Here is a 13,412-nt window from a genome sequence, read left to right as displayed (position 1 = left end):
TCCGATTCCCTTCGCCTGCTGTGAGAGTCCCATGGCGACAGCCCCGATCCTGATCACCGGCGCCAGCCAGCGTGTCGGCCTGCATTGCGCCCGCCGCCTGCTGGCCGACGGCGAGTCGGTGATCGTCAGCTACCGCAGCGAACGCCCGGCGCTGGACGAACTGCGCCAGGCCGGCGCGCTGACCCTGCACGCCGACTTCGCCAGCGAGGCCGGCATCTTCGCCTTCATCGGGGCCCTCCGACAGCATACCGACAGCCTGCGAGCGATCGTCCACAACGCCTCGGACTGGGTCGCCGAGACGCCCGGCCACGAAGCCGAGGCGTTCCAGCAACTGTTCAGCGTGCACATGCTCGCGCCCTACCTGATCAACCTGCACTGCGCCGAGCTGCTGGAACGCTCGCAGCCTGCCGACATCGTCCACCTCACCGACGACGTGGCGCGCAAGGGCAGCGCCCGGCGTATCGCCTACTGCGCGAGCAAGGCCGGGCTGGACAACCTGACCCTGTCGTTCGCCGCGCGCTTCGCGCCGAGGATCAAGGTCAACGCCATTTCACCGGCACTGGTGATGTTCAACGACGGGGACGACGCCGAATACCGCGCCCGCACCCTGGCGAAATCCGCCCTCGGCATCGAACCGGGGCCGGAAGTCATCTACCAGAGCCTTCGCTACCTGTTGGACAACCCCTACGTCACCGGGACCACCCTGACCGTGAACGGCGGCCGCCACGTCAAGTGAGGCGCCAAGGACCCCTTATGAACCCAGCACTTTCCCAGCATTACCGGGAGATCCTCGTCGGTCTCGGCGAAGACCCGCAGCGCGAAGGCCTGCTCGACACCCCGAAGCGCGCGGCCAAGGCCATGCAGTACCTCTGCCACGGCTATGGCCAGACCCTGGAGGAAATCGTCAACGGCGCGCTGTTCGCCTCGGACAACGATGAAATGGTCATCGTCCGCGACATCGAGCTGTACTCCCTGTGCGAACACCACCTCCTGCCCTTCATCGGCAAGGCTCATGTGGCGTACATTCCCACCGGCAAGGTGCTCGGCCTGTCGAAGGTGGCGCGGATCGTCGACATGTTCGCCCGCCGCCTGCAGATCCAGGAGAACCTCACCCGGCAGATCGCCGAGGCGGTCCGCCAGGTGACCAGCGCCGCTGGCGTGGCGGTAGTGATCGAGGCCCAGCACATGTGCATGATGATGCGCGGGGTGGAGAAGCAGAACTCGCAGATGTTCACCTCGGTGATGCTCGGCGCGTTCCGCGACTCGAACACCACCCGCCAGGAATTTCTGCAATTGATCGGAAGGAGCAAGTGACATGCCGCGACTGGAACCGGGAATGGCGCGAATCCGCGTCAAGGACCTGCGCCTGCGCACCTTCATCGGGATCAAGGAGGAGGAAATCCTCAACAAGCAGGACGTGCTGATCAACCTGACCATCCTCTACCCGGCCGCGGACGCCGTGGAGGTCAACGACATCGAGCACGCGCTGAACTACCGCACCATCACCAAGGCGATCATCCGCCACGTCGAGGAGAACCGCTTCGCCCTGCTCGAACGGATGACCCAGGAAATCCTCGACCTGGTGATGGAGAACCCGGCGGTGCGCTACGCCGAGGTGGAAGTGGACAAGCCGCACGCGCTGCGCTTCGCCGAGTCGGTCTCGATCACCCTCGCCGGCCATCGCTGAGGCGGCCGACGAGCGAACCGCGCGAAGACGCGCACAAGCGTTGCCCGCCGGCCGCGCCAACTCTTATCATCGCCGGACCTGGCCCTGTGCCTTCACCCTGCCCCGAGCCATCGTCGAGAAACACCGCCATGACCGCAGCCAACCTCACCGAACAGCAACGCCTGGAACTCGAAGCCGCCGCCTTCCGCACCCTGGTCCATCATTTGCAGACCCGCAAGGACGTGCAGAACATCGACCTGATGAACCTCGCCGGTTTCTGCCGCAACTGCCTGTCCAAGTGGTACAAGGCCGCCGCCGACGACCTCGGGGTGGAAGTCAGCAATGACCAGGCCCGCGAAGAGATCTACGGCATGCCCTATGCCGAGTGGAAAGCCAAGTACCAGAAAGAAGCGAGCCCGGAACAACAGGCCGCCTTCGCCAAGAGCCAGGGCAACGCCTGAGGCCACCGGGCCCCTTGCCAACCCTGCCCCAGACACCATGAGCCTGTTTCGATGACCCTGACCGACTTCCGCGCGCGTCTGCGCAGCGAACACCACCTGTTCACCGACACCCTGGCGTTCATCGCCGAGCACTACAGCTACACGCCGAGCGCCTTCGACAACGGCAGCGTGAGCAACCCGGCCGGGCAGAACGAAGGTTCCTGCAAGACCCTGGGCTTCGCCATCCTCGAAGGCCTCAGCCTCGAGGAAACCCTGCTGGCCTTCGGCGAGCACTACCGTGCGGTGCGCGACAACCCGGAAGGCGACGACCACGCCAACATCCGCGCCCTGCAACAGACCGGCCTGGCCGGCGTGCATTTCGAGCGCCAGCCCCTGTCGCGCCGGGGCTGAGAAGTCCCGGTCGCCCCCACGGCGGATAACCGCGAGCGGTTATTCGCCCTACCGACCGCTCCATAGCGACCCACGCCAGCCGTCGCCACCGGCCGGCCTTGCCGATACGCGACGAAAAAAGGCGGGGCCCCATCGGGGTCCCCGCCCTTCTCGCCGCCGCAAGCGCGGCGCAGCCAGCGTCACAGCTTGGCGATGGAGACCTCGGTGGACTTGACGAAGGCGATCACTTCGCTACCGATGGCCAGCTCCAGTTCCTTCACCGAACGCGTGGTGATCACCGAAGTGACGATCCCGGCGGCGGTCTGCACGTCGATCTCGGAGAGCACCGGCCCTTCGATGATTTCCTTCACGGTGCCCTTGAACTGGTTACGAACGTTGATGGCTTTGATGGTCATGGCGTTTCTCCTGGGGGGATTCGGAACGAGGCATGGTTGGTTAGAGCGCCCAGCGCAGTTGCGTGGGCAGGGGTGAAACGGGCTCGGGTTGCGGCGGCAGCTCCGGCTGCGCCAGCACCCGGTTGAGCACTTCGGCTTCCAGCGCGGCCAGTCGCGCCGAGCCACGCGAGCGCGGCCGGGGCAATTCCACCGGCAGGTCGAGGCCGATCTCGCCGTCCTCGATGAGGATCACCCGGTCGGCCACCGCCACCGCCTCGCTGACGTCGTGGGTGACCAGCAGGACGGTGAAACCGTGTTCGCGCCAGAGTCCTTCGATCAGTTGCTGCATCTCGATCCGGGTCAGCGCATCGAGCGCGCCGAGCGGCTCGTCGAGCAACAGCAGGCGCGGCTCGTGGATCAGCGCGCGAGCCAGCGCGACGCGCTGCTTCTGCCCGCCGGACAGGGCCGCCGGCCACTCGTTGGCACGCTCGGCCAGGCCGACCGCCCGCAGCGCCTGCAGGGCCTTCGCCCGCCAGTCGCCGCGCAGGCCAAGGCCGACGTTGTCGATCACCCGCTTCCACGGCAGCAGGCGCGAGTCCTGGAACATCAGCCGGGTGTCCTCGCGGGCCTCGGCCAGCGCCGCCGAACCGGCCAGCAACTCGCCGCGGCTGGGCTGGTCGAGGCCGGCCAGCAGGCGCAGCAAGGTGCTCTTGCCGCAGCCGCTGCGGCCAACGATAGCGACGAACTGCCCGGCCGGAACCAGCAGGTCGATGTCCTTGAGCACCTCGCGCTCGCCGAAGCGCCGCGCCACTCCGCGCAGGGCCAGCGGGATACCGCGCTTGAGGCGCTGCGGAGTGCCGCCAAGGGCGGCGTTGTGGGCATTCATGCGCCACCTCCCTTGACCTGGTAGGCCGGGTGCCAGCGTAGCCAGACGCGTTCCAGGCCGCGGGCGGCGAGGTCGGCGAGCTTGCCGAGGACGGCATAGAGCAGGATCGCCAGGACCACCACGTCGGTCTGCAGGAACTCGCGGGCGTTCATCGCCAGGTAACCGATGCCGGAGCTGGCGGAAATGGTCTCGGCGACGATCAGGGTCAACCACATGAAGCCGAGGGCGAAGCGCACCCCGACCAGGATCGACGGCAGCGCGCCGGGCAGGATCACCTGGCGGAACAGGGCGAAGCCGGACAACCCGTAGCTGCGCGCCATCTCCAGCAGGCCGGGGTCGATGCCGCGGATGCCGTGGTAGGTGTTCAGGTAGATCGGGAACAGCGTGCCGAGGGCGACCAGGAAGATCTTCGCCGACTCGTCGATGCCGAACCACAGGATCACCAGCGGGATCAGCGCCAGGTGCGGCACGTTGCGGATCATCTGCACCGAACTGTCGAGGAAGCGTTCGCCCCACTTCGACAGGCCGGTGACGAAGCCCAGCACCAGGCCGATGGCGCCGCCGATGAGAAAGCCGATCGCCGCGCGCCAGCCGCTGATCGCCAGGTGCTGCCAGATCTCGCCGCTGCGCAGCAGCGCCCAGCCGGCCTCGAGTACGGCGCTGGGCGCGGGGAGGATGCGGCTGGACAGCCAGCCGAACTCAACCGCCGCCTGCCACACCGCCAGCAGGACCAGCGGCAGCGCCCAGGGCGCCAGGCGCTCGGCCAGTCGTTTGGAAATGCTCATGTCGTTCGCTCCGACCGCTCTCAACTCTGCGCGGCCTGCCGGGGCAGGATGTCGTTGGCCACCATCTCGCCGAACGGGCTGACATAGCCGCGTCCCTCGGGCTGCGCCGGGCGCTGCACGTCGAGGTGCGGGAACAGCAGTTCGGCGACCCGGTAGGACTCTTCCAGGTGCGGATAGCCGGAGAAGATGAAGGTATCGATGCCCAGCTCGGCGTACTCCCTGACCCGCGCCGCCACCGTCGGCCCGTCGCCGACCAGCGCGGTACCGGCGCCGCCGCGCACCAGGCCGACGCCGGCCCAGAGATTGGGGCTGACTTCCAGGTTGTCGCGCGAACCGCCGTGCAGCGCGGCCATGCGTTGCTGGCCGACCGAGTCGAAGCGCGCCAGGGAGGCCTGGGCGCGGGCGATGGTGTCGTCGTCGAGGTGCGCGATCAGTCGATCGGCGGCCTGCCAGGCTTCCTCGCTGGTCTCGCGGACGATCACGTGCAGGCGGATCCCGAAGCGCACCTGGCGGCCCTGGCGGGCGGCCTTCTCGCGTACCTGGGCGATCTTCTCGGCAACCGCCGCCGGCGGCTCGCCCCAGGTCAGGTACAGCTCGACCTGCTCGGCGGCGAGGTCCTGGGCGGCCTCCGAGGAGCCGCCGAAGTACAGCGGCGGACGCGGCTGCTGCAACGGCGGATAGAGCAGTTTGGCGCCCTTCACCTGGATGTGCTTGCCGGCGTAGTCGACGGTCTCGCCCTCCAGCACGCGACGCCAGATGCGGGTGAATTCGACCGAGGCCTCGTAGCGTTCGGCGTGGCTCAGGTGCAGGCCGTCGCCAGCCAGTTCGTCGGGATCGCCGCCGGTGACCAGGTTGAACAGCGCGCGGCCGTTGGACAGCCGGTCCAGGGTCGCCGCCTGGCGCGCGGCGACGGTCGGCGAAATGATCCCGGGACGCAGCGCGACGAGGAACTTCAGGCGCTGGGTTACCGGGATCAGCGAGGCGGCGACCAGCCAGGAGTCCTCGCAGGAACGTCCGGTGGGGATCAGTACGCCGCCGAAGCCCAGGCGGTCGGCGGCCTGGGCGATCTGCTGCAGGTAGCCGTGGTCGACGGCACGGGCGCCCTGGGTGGTGCCCAGGTAGTGGCCGTCGCCGTGGGTGGGAAGGAACCAGAAAATCTCGAGGCTCATCGCAATTGACTCCAGAGTGAGCGCGCCGGCGTGGCGTAGCCGCGCGATGATCGTGTCGGTATGTGGGCGGTACGGGCTCAGGGTGCGCTGGCGACCTTGCCGGCCGGCGGCGTCCAGATCACGTCCTTGATGCTCAGCGGTTTGGGAATCAGCTTCAGCTGGGTAAAGGTGTCGGCGATCTTCTGCTGCGCCTCGACCACCGCCGGGGTGATCAACTGCGCGCCGTAGCCCTGGCGCTTCACCGCGGTAAGGGTGATGTCGGCGGGCAGCCCGAGCAGCGGCGCGACCTGCTCGGTCACCTGCTGCGGGTTGGCCCGCGACCAGTCGCCGACCTGGCGGATCTCGTCCACCAGCTTGTCGAGCACCTGCGGATGCCGTTGCGCGTAAGTCCGGGTGGCGAGGTAGAACTGGTGGTTGTCGACCAGCTCGCGACCATCCACCAGGACCCGCGCGGACAACTGCTTCTCGGCGGCGGCCTGGTAGGGGTCCCAGATCACCCAGGCGTCGACGCTGTGACGCTCGAAGGCGGCGCGGGCGTCGGCCGGCGGCAGGTAGACGGGTTGGATGTCGCTGTACTTCAGGCCGGCCTGCTCGAGGGCGCGGACCAACAGGTAATGCACGTTGGAGCCCTTGTTCAGGGCGACTTTCCTGCCCTTCAGCTCGGCCACCGACCGAATCGGCGAGTCCTTCGGCAGGAGGATCGCCTCGCTGGTCGGCGCCGGCGGTTCGTAGGCCACGTAGAGCAGGTCGGCGCCGGCGGCCTGGGCGAAGACCGGCGGGGTTTCGCCGGTCACGCCGAAGTCGATGCTGCCGACATTGAGTCCCTCGAGCAGTTGCGGGCCGCCGGGAAACTCGGTCCATTGCACCTTCACGCCGTCTTCGGCGAGACGTTTCTCCAGGGTGCCACGGGCCTTGAGCAGGACCAGGGTGCCGTATTTCTGGTAGCCGATCCGCAGGGTGTTGGCCGACTTCTCGTCGGCCTGAACGCCGTAGGACAGGGCCGCCACCAGCAGGGCCGCCAGTCCACGACGCAAAGCGATGGTGCGCATGGCGCTCTCCTTTGTCGTTGTGGGTGCCGAACCTGCCGCGCCGTTGACGGAACAGAGAGGTCGTCGTGTGTGCGTTGTGCAATCGGGCCGCGGCGCGCGTGCGCTGGCGGCGGACGGATCAGATGCTCCAGCGGGCGTTCACCAGGCGCTCGTTGAGCAACTGCGGGTCGATCGGCTGCGGCCGTCGCGAGAGGGCCAGGTGGAAGGTTTCCAGGGCGTTTTCCAGGCGCTGCTCGAGGACCGGTTCCAGGCGCGCCGGGTCGCTCTCGGTGGCGTAGGCGATCTGCTTGTCCACGGCGAATACGCCATGCAGTACCTCCTGGGCCTTGAGCGCGGCCAGGACCGGCTTCAATGCATAGTCCACGGCCAGCATGTGCGCACTGCTGCCACCGGTAGCGAACGGCAGCACCACCTTGTGCTCCAGGGCGCGCTCGGGCAACAGGTCGAGCAGGACCTTCAGCGCGCCGGAAAACGAGGCCTTGTACACCGGGGTGGCGACCAGCAGGCCGTCGGCGCGGCCGATCTGCTCGGCCAGCGCCAGTACCGGCGGACTGTCGAGGCGGGCACGCAGCAGGTCCTCGGCGGGAAAATCCAGCACCTGGTGGCTGGCCACCTCGACGCCGCGACGGCTCAGCCAGTCCCTGGCACGCTCCAGCAACACCCCGGAGCGGGAGCGTACGCTGGGACTTCCGGCGATGGAAACGACGAGCATGGGGGGGATTCCTTATAACCGGAAAACAGAATATTCGTTTGGCTTGCTAACCAAGTTGCATAGACCTTAACAGGCGGCCTCATATTCCAATAAATGCTTTTTATTCATTTATTTATTCCATAAAGCATATAAGAACCCGGTTCGGGGTCTTGCCTCAGAGCACGTGCGCCCGCTGCATTTCGGTCAGGGCCTCGCCGCGCAAGTAGGCCAGCTCCACCGCCCGGCGATCGCGGGGACGCGCCAGCGGTACGTGGAACTCGCGGCGGATGTGTCCGGGACGGCCGCCCATCAGCAGCACGCGGTCGGCGAGATAGAACGCCTCGTCGAGATCGTGGGTGACCAGCAGGACGCTGATCTCGTAGTTCTGCACCACGTCCTGCAGCAGGTCCTGGAGGCGCATGCGGGTGAAGGCGTCGACCGCGCTGAACGGCTCGTCGAGCAACAGCACCTGCGGCCGTCCGTAGAGACCGCGGGCGATCGCCGCGCGCTGCGCCATGCCGCCGGACAGTTGCTTGGGCAGCAATCCTCCGCAGCCGGCCAGTCCGACATCGGCGAGCAGGCGCTCGACCCAGTGCTCGTCCTCCAGCCAGCCGTCGGCGAAACCGACGTTCTGCGCCACCGTCAGCCAGGGCAACAGGCGCGGCTCCTGGAACACCACGCCGATTCCGCCGCTGCGGCCGTTCTCGCCGTCCGGGCCGAAGCCGAGGATCGGGTTGCGTTCGACAGTGCCCTGGAAGTCATCGTCCAGTCCGGCGGCGATCCGCAGCAGGGTGCTCTTGCCGCAACCACTGGGGCCGAGCAGGCTGACCACCTCGCCGGGCGCCAGCGACAGCGCCACGCCCTCCAGCACCCGCGTATCGCCATAGGCCTTGCGAATCTCCAGCAGGTCGAGCAGGCCGCTCATGCGCCGCCCTCCCCGTCGAAGCTGTCGCGCCAGCGCAGGGCCCGGCGCTCCAGCGAGCGGAGCAGGCCATCGCTGAGCTTGCCGAGGGCCGCCAGGACCAGGATCGCGGCGATCACCAGGTCCGGACGCGAGGTTTCCCGACCGTCACTGAGCAGGTAGCCGAGGCCCTGGGTGGCGGCGATCAGCTCCGCCGCGACGAGGAACATCCAGCTCAGGCTGAGCGCCCCGCGCAGGCCGGTGAACAGGTTCGGCAGCGCCGCCGGAAGGAGGATGCGGCGGACCAGGGCGAAGCGCGACAAACGGTAGAGCCGCCCCAGTTCCACCCACTTGCGATCGACCCCGCGTACCCCGGCGACCAGCGCGAGGTAGACCGGGAAGAAGGCGCCGAGGGCGATGAGGACGATCTTCGGCGTCTCGTCGATGCCGAACCAGAGCAGCAGCAGGGGCACCCAGGCCAGGCTGGGGATCGCCCGCAGGGCCTGGAAGCTCGGCTCCAGGTAGGCTTCGGCGCGACGACTGAGACCGACCCAGGTACCGACCACCAGGGCCAGGCCGCTGCCGATCGCGAAGCCGGCGGCGACCCGCGCCAGGCTCGCGCCGACATGCCCCCACAGCTCGCCGCGAGCCAGTTCCACCAGGGTCAGCAGGATGCCGCTCGGCGCCGGCATCTGGTAGGCCGGCAGCCAGCCCAGGCGCACCAGCGCCTCCCACGACGATAGTGCCAGCAGCGGCAAGGCCCAGGCCCGCCAGACGCCCGGCACGCGCAGTCGCCACGCCCGGCGCGAGACTCGCCGGGCCAGTCGCAGGCTCTGGCTGACCATGGCTCAGGGCTCCGTGCGCGCCAACGGGACACCGCCGATGACCTCGGCGGCCCACTGCGGCGCGATCAGTTCGTCGACCACCTTCTGCACGTCCACGCCCGGCCGCACCAGGCGCTCGTCCGCCAGGATCGGCGCCGCGGCCTTGAGCGCGGCGACCTGTTCGGCGCCCGGCAGCGGCTGGCTGAAATCGGTGCGCGACAGTTGCAGGCGAGCCACTTCCAGCGGCAGGCCGGCTTCCTCGGCAAGCAGTTGCGCGGCTTCGTCGGGATGCCCGATCACCCAGTGGCGCGCCTGCTCGTAGGCCGCCAGCACCTGGCGGATCAGTTGCGGATGGCGTTCGGCGAAATCCTCGCGGACATTGAGCACGCCGTAGCTGTTGAAGCCGAGGTTGCGGTAGAGCAGCCGCGAGCCGGCCTGCAACTCGCTGGCCGCCATGTGCGGATCGAGTCCGGCCCAGGCGTCGACCTGGCCCTTCTCCAGGGCTACCCGGCCGTCGGGATGCTGCAGGTGGACGATACGCAGGTCGTTCTTGCCCAGGCCCACGCTGTGCAGGCTGCGGAGCAGGAACAGGTAGGGATCGGTGCCCTTGGTGGCAGCCACCTTGCGCCCCTTGAGCTCGGCGAGGCTGCGGATCGGCGAATCCTTGCGCACCAGCAGCGCGGTCCACTCCGGGCGGCTGGCGACGTATACGGTACGTACCGGGCTGCCGTTGGCCCGCGCGAGTACCGCGGCGAGGCCGGCGGTCGAGGCGAAATCGACGCTGCCGGCGTTGAGGTACTCCAGGGAACGGTTGCTGCCCTGGCTGAACACCCAGCGCACCCGGGTGCCGCTGCCGTCCAGGCTTTTCTCCAGCCAGCCGAACTTCCTGAGCGCCAGGCTGGTGGGGGCGTAGTAGGCATAGTCGAGACGGATTTCAGCGGGGGCGGCGGCCTCTGCCGCGGGAAACACGGCAAGAACGGCGAGCAGGGCCAGCCAGGCCCGGCAGCGACGGAGAGCGGCAATCATGCGTCTGCTCCTGGAAGGAGGTGGATGAGCGAGCCTTCTCCCCGTCTGGCGGGCAAGTCAGAGCCGGTTTCGGAAATGGATGGCGGATAAAAAGCGTCGCGGCGACGCGCTGGCGCACATAAAAAAGAGGGCCGGTCGAAACCGGCCAAAAACCCTGCTCGTGGCTAAACAGCGTTGCATGACGGCACGCACCGTCGAATAAAAGGTCCCGCCTGCCGTGCCTGCCCATGCAGGCGGGACGAATCCGGCCTCAGCGGTTGGGCTGGGGCGTCAGGCGCAGGTAGGGCTTCACCGCGCGGTAGCCTTTGGGGAAACGCCGCTTGATCTCTTCCTCGTCCTTCAGCGAAGGCACGATTACCACCTCGTCGCCGTCCTCCCAGTTGGCCGGCGTGGCGACCTTGTGCTCGTCGGTCAGTTGCAGCGAATCGATCACCCGGAGGATCTCGTTGAAATTGCGCCCGGTGCTCGCCGGGTAGGTGATGATCAGGCGCACCTTCTTGTTCGGGTCGATGATGAACAGCGAACGCACGGTCAGCGTGTCGTTGGCGTTCGGGTGGATCAGGTCGTAGAGTTCGGAAACCTTGCGGTCGGCGTCGGCGATGATCGGGAAATTGACCCGGGTGTCCTGGGTCTCGTTGATATCGTCGATCCACTTCAGGTGCGACTCCACCGGATCCACCGACAGCGCCAGGACCTTGACCCCGCGCTGGGCGAACTGGTCCTTGAGCTTGGCGGTGAAACCCAGCTCGGTGGTGCACACCGGGGTGAAGTCGGCGGGGTGGGAGAACAGCACGCCCCAGCTGTCGCCCAGCCACTCGTGGAGGCGGATGCGCCCTTCGCTGGAGTCCTGTTCGAAATCGGGGGCGATGTCGCCGAGTCTGAGGCTCATGGGGTCACTCCTTGTTCGTGTTGGAGCCCACTATGCCCAAGGCCGGCTGACGTTAAAAAGAATAAATTCAGATTTTCTTATAACAAAAAATAGAATACCCAACCCTTCGCCTGGAAATCCGTCTCCTTTCGTCCGCCGGCCTGCCGCCCGGCCAACCCCCGCCTACACTGAAAACACCTTGGCCCGCTATCCAGGAGTCGCCGTCATGTTGGGGAAACGTTCCACCGATCCCACCCCGGCCACCCGCTTTCGCAGTGATCGCATAAGTTCGGTGAATGGGCAGTACTTCTTCTCCACCCGCGAAGGGACCCTGGAAGGTCCCTATTTCACCCGTTTCGACGCGGAGCGGGAAATCGACGCGTATATCCGCAGGATGCGCCAATCGGCGGAAATCCACGCGCCGGGTTCCCGCTGAAACGATACAGGCGCTGAATTTATTTCCCGGTGGCTGAAACGTTCAAGAAAGGGAAGGCAGGTATTCTCGGCGGAACGCCGAGGCAAATGTCACCGCATGTGAACGCACTCACATCGGGGGTGAGTTCCAGTATCATTCACCCGGTGAATACCTGCCATGTCGTGCGTATCCACGCTTCTCCACGTTTTCTAGCGGTAAATCCATGAAAAAAATCTTATTGATGCTTTTGTGCGTCAGCGTGCTGGGTTGCTCCAAAAACAGCGTCGAATCGGAAAAACCGGTCGACGTGCTCCTGATCGGTGGCGGCATCATGAGCGCCACCCTGGGTACCTATCTGAACGAACTGGAACCGGGCTGGACCATCGAGATGGTCGAGCGCCTGGACAAGGTCGCCGAAGAAAGCTCCAACGGCTGGAACAACGCGGGCACCGGTCACTCGGCGTTCTGCGAACTGAACTACACCAGCGAGGCCGCGGACGGCTCGATGGATATCAGCAAGGCGGTGGCGATCAACGAGAACTTCGAGATCTCCAAGCAGTTCTGGGCCTACCAGGTCGACCGCAAGGTGCTGAACGATCCGAAGTCGTTCATCAACAACGTCCCGCACATGAGCTTCGTCTGGGGCGACGACAACGTCGCCTTCCTCAAGAAGCGCCACGCCGCCCTGCAGCACAGCTCGCTGTTCCGCGGCATGGAGTACTCGGAAGACCCCGAGCAGATCAAGCAGTGGGTGCCGCTGGTGATGGAAGGCCGCGAGCCGGGGCAGAAGATCGCCGCCACGCGCATGTCGATCGGCACCGACGTCAACTTCGGCGAGATCACTCGCCAACTGGTGGGCTCGCTGTCGGCCAAGGACACCTTCAAGCTGCGCCTGCAACATGAGGTCCGCGACCTCAAGCGCAACGACGACAACACCTGGACCGTGACCATGGCCGACCTGGCCAATGGCGACAAGGAAACCAGCGTCAAGGCCAGGTTCGTCTTCATCGGCGCCGGCGGCGGCGCGCTGAAGCTGCTGCAGATGTCCGGCATCCCCGAGGCCGAAGGCTACGCCGGCTTCCCGGTGGGCGGTTCGTTCCTCGCCACCACCAACCCGGACGTGGTCAAGCGCCACCTGGCCAAGGTCTACGGCAAGGCTTCGGTGGGTTCGCCGCCGATGTCGGTGCCGCACCTCGACACCCGCATGATCGACGGCAAGCCGGTTCTGCTGTTCGGTCCGTTCGCCACCTTCTCCACCAAGTTCCTGAAGAACGGCTCGCTGTGGGACCTGCCGGGCTCGGTGACCAGCGGCAACATCGGCCCGATGTTCAACGCCGGCATCGACAACTTCGATCTCAGCCAGTACCTGATCGGCCAGCTGATGCTCAGCCAGGACGACCGCATGGCCTCGCTGCGCGAGTACTTCCCGGAAGCCCGCGACGAGGACTGGAAGCTGGTGCAGGCCGGCCAGCGCGTGCAGATCATCAAGAAGGACGCCGAGAAAGGCGGCGTACTGCAATTCGGCACCGAAGTGGTGACCGCAGCGGACGGCTCCGTCGCCGCCCTGCTCGGCGCCTCGCCGGGCGCCTCGACCGCCGCGCCGATCATGCTGTCGGTGCTGGAGAAGGCCTTCAAGGACAAGGTCGCTACCCCCGAGTGGCAGGCACGCCTGAAGGAAATCGTGCCGTCTTACGGGCGCAAGCTGAACAACGACATCGAGCTGACCAACAGCACCCGTGCCTGGAGCAGCGAGCGCCTGCAACTGATCCACGTGCCGGTACAGCCGGAGGCCTGATCGGCCACCGACGCGCGCGCATGAAAAAGCCCGGCAATAGCCGGGCTTTTTTGGGTTGGCGTTCGCCTTGCGGGGCGGCGCATCGGCGGATAACGCCGCTGGCGTTATTCGC

At 66.7% G+C, this 13,412-nt stretch carries 17 protein-coding genes; 7 read left to right on the top strand and 10 right to left on the bottom strand.

Features of this window, described 5'->3' with window-relative positions:
• Window positions 1–31 precede the first annotated feature (31 nt).
• From folM to LE197_RS01320, 5 genes are all read left to right on the top strand, one after another.
• Window positions 32–736: a dihydromonapterin reductase gene (gene folM, locus LE197_RS01340; RefSeq protein WP_003091895.1), complete on the top strand. Its 705-nt coding sequence runs from the start codon at window positions 32–34 to the stop codon at window positions 734–736.
• A gap of 17 nt (window positions 737–753) precedes the next feature.
• Window positions 754–1,314 carry a GTP cyclohydrolase I FolE gene (folE, locus tag LE197_RS01335; protein WP_003091896.1) on the top strand — a complete coding sequence of 187 codons (561 nt, stop codon included), beginning with the start codon at window positions 754–756 and terminating at the stop codon, window positions 1,312–1,314.
• A gap of 1 nt (window position 1,315) precedes the next feature.
• Complete coding sequence (gene folX, locus LE197_RS01330; protein ID WP_003091897.1) at window positions 1,316–1,687, top strand: dihydroneopterin triphosphate 2'-epimerase; 372 nt, start codon at window positions 1,316–1,318, stop codon at window positions 1,685–1,687.
• Window positions 1,688–1,815: 128 nt separating this feature from the next.
• On the top strand, window positions 1,816–2,127 hold the full coding sequence (locus LE197_RS01325; RefSeq protein WP_003091898.1) for a DUF1244 domain-containing protein: 312 nt from the start codon (window positions 1,816–1,818) through the stop codon (window positions 2,125–2,127).
• A 51-nt stretch (window positions 2,128–2,178) separates the two neighbouring features.
• On the top strand, window positions 2,179–2,517 hold the full coding sequence (locus LE197_RS01320) for a HopJ type III effector protein (RefSeq protein WP_003091899.1): 339 nt from the start codon (window positions 2,179–2,181) through the stop codon (window positions 2,515–2,517).
• 179 nt (window positions 2,518–2,696) lie between these two features.
• Here LE197_RS01320 and LE197_RS01315 read toward each other — a convergent pair whose 3' ends face one another.
• From LE197_RS01315 to LE197_RS01270, 10 genes are all read right to left on the bottom strand, one after another.
• Window positions 2,697–2,912: a TOBE domain-containing protein gene (locus LE197_RS01315; RefSeq protein WP_003091900.1), complete on the bottom strand. Its 216-nt coding sequence runs from the start codon at window positions 2,910–2,912 to the stop codon at window positions 2,697–2,699.
• A gap of 40 nt (window positions 2,913–2,952) precedes the next feature.
• Entirely contained in the window at window positions 2,953–3,777 is an 825-nt protein-coding gene (gene ssuB / locus LE197_RS01310; RefSeq protein ID WP_003102311.1) for an aliphatic sulfonates ABC transporter ATP-binding protein, read from the bottom strand.
• Window positions 3,774–4,562: an aliphatic sulfonate ABC transporter permease SsuC gene (ssuC, locus tag LE197_RS01305; RefSeq protein WP_003102309.1), complete on the bottom strand. Its 789-nt coding sequence runs from the start codon at window positions 4,560–4,562 to the stop codon at window positions 3,774–3,776. The genes ssuB and ssuC overlap by 4 nt, the downstream gene beginning before the upstream one ends.
• Before the next feature lie 20 nt (window positions 4,563–4,582).
• A complete protein-coding gene (gene ssuD, locus LE197_RS01300; protein ID WP_003091910.1) occupies window positions 4,583–5,731 on the bottom strand; it encodes an FMNH2-dependent alkanesulfonate monooxygenase in 1,149 nt (382 codons plus the stop codon).
• A 77-nt stretch (window positions 5,732–5,808) separates the two neighbouring features.
• Window positions 5,809–6,780 (bottom strand): sulfonate ABC transporter substrate-binding protein, encoded by a 972-nt coding sequence (locus LE197_RS01295; protein ID WP_003117542.1) that lies wholly within the window; start codon window positions 6,778–6,780, stop codon window positions 5,809–5,811.
• Between the two features lie 118 nt (window positions 6,781–6,898).
• Window positions 6,899–7,492: an NADPH-dependent FMN reductase gene (ssuE, locus tag LE197_RS01290; protein WP_003091915.1), complete on the bottom strand. Its 594-nt coding sequence runs from the start codon at window positions 7,490–7,492 to the stop codon at window positions 6,899–6,901.
• A 154-nt stretch (window positions 7,493–7,646) separates the two neighbouring features.
• Window positions 7,647–8,396, bottom strand: a complete 750-nt coding sequence (locus LE197_RS01285; protein ID WP_003091922.1) for an ABC transporter ATP-binding protein — start codon at window positions 8,394–8,396, stop codon at window positions 7,647–7,649.
• A complete protein-coding gene (locus LE197_RS01280) occupies window positions 8,393–9,217 on the bottom strand; it encodes an ABC transporter permease (RefSeq protein WP_060627484.1) in 825 nt (274 codons plus the stop codon). The genes LE197_RS01285 and LE197_RS01280 overlap by 4 nt, the downstream gene beginning before the upstream one ends.
• A 3-nt stretch (window positions 9,218–9,220) precedes the next feature.
• Window positions 9,221–10,222 carry an aliphatic sulfonate ABC transporter substrate-binding protein gene (locus LE197_RS01275; protein WP_060627486.1) on the bottom strand — a complete coding sequence of 334 codons (1,002 nt, stop codon included), beginning with the start codon at window positions 10,220–10,222 and terminating at the stop codon, window positions 9,221–9,223.
• Window positions 10,223–10,472: 250 nt separating this feature from the next.
• Window positions 10,473–11,111 (bottom strand): peroxiredoxin, encoded by a 639-nt coding sequence (locus tag LE197_RS01270; RefSeq protein WP_003102302.1) that lies wholly within the window; start codon window positions 11,109–11,111, stop codon window positions 10,473–10,475.
• Between the two features lie 205 nt (window positions 11,112–11,316).
• Here LE197_RS01270 and LE197_RS01265 point away from each other — a divergent pair, with 205 nt between their 5' ends.
• Both LE197_RS01265 and LE197_RS01260 read left to right on the top strand, forming a co-directional pair.
• Window positions 11,317–11,526: a DUF6316 family protein gene (locus LE197_RS01265; RefSeq protein ID WP_003102301.1), complete on the top strand. Its 210-nt coding sequence runs from the start codon at window positions 11,317–11,319 to the stop codon at window positions 11,524–11,526.
• A gap of 202 nt (window positions 11,527–11,728) precedes the next feature.
• A complete protein-coding gene (locus LE197_RS01260; protein WP_003102300.1) occupies window positions 11,729–13,300 on the top strand; it encodes a malate:quinone oxidoreductase in 1,572 nt (523 codons plus the stop codon).
• Window positions 13,301–13,412 lie beyond the last annotated feature (112 nt).

It is taken from the genome of Pseudomonas sp. PS1(2021), from assembly GCF_020405165.1.
GTDB classification, from domain to species: Bacteria; Pseudomonadota; Gammaproteobacteria; order Pseudomonadales; family Pseudomonadaceae; genus Pseudomonas; species Pseudomonas aeruginosa.
The sequence above is the reverse complement of the archived record's forward strand: the minus strand, read 5'-3'. Positions and strand labels throughout refer to the sequence as shown.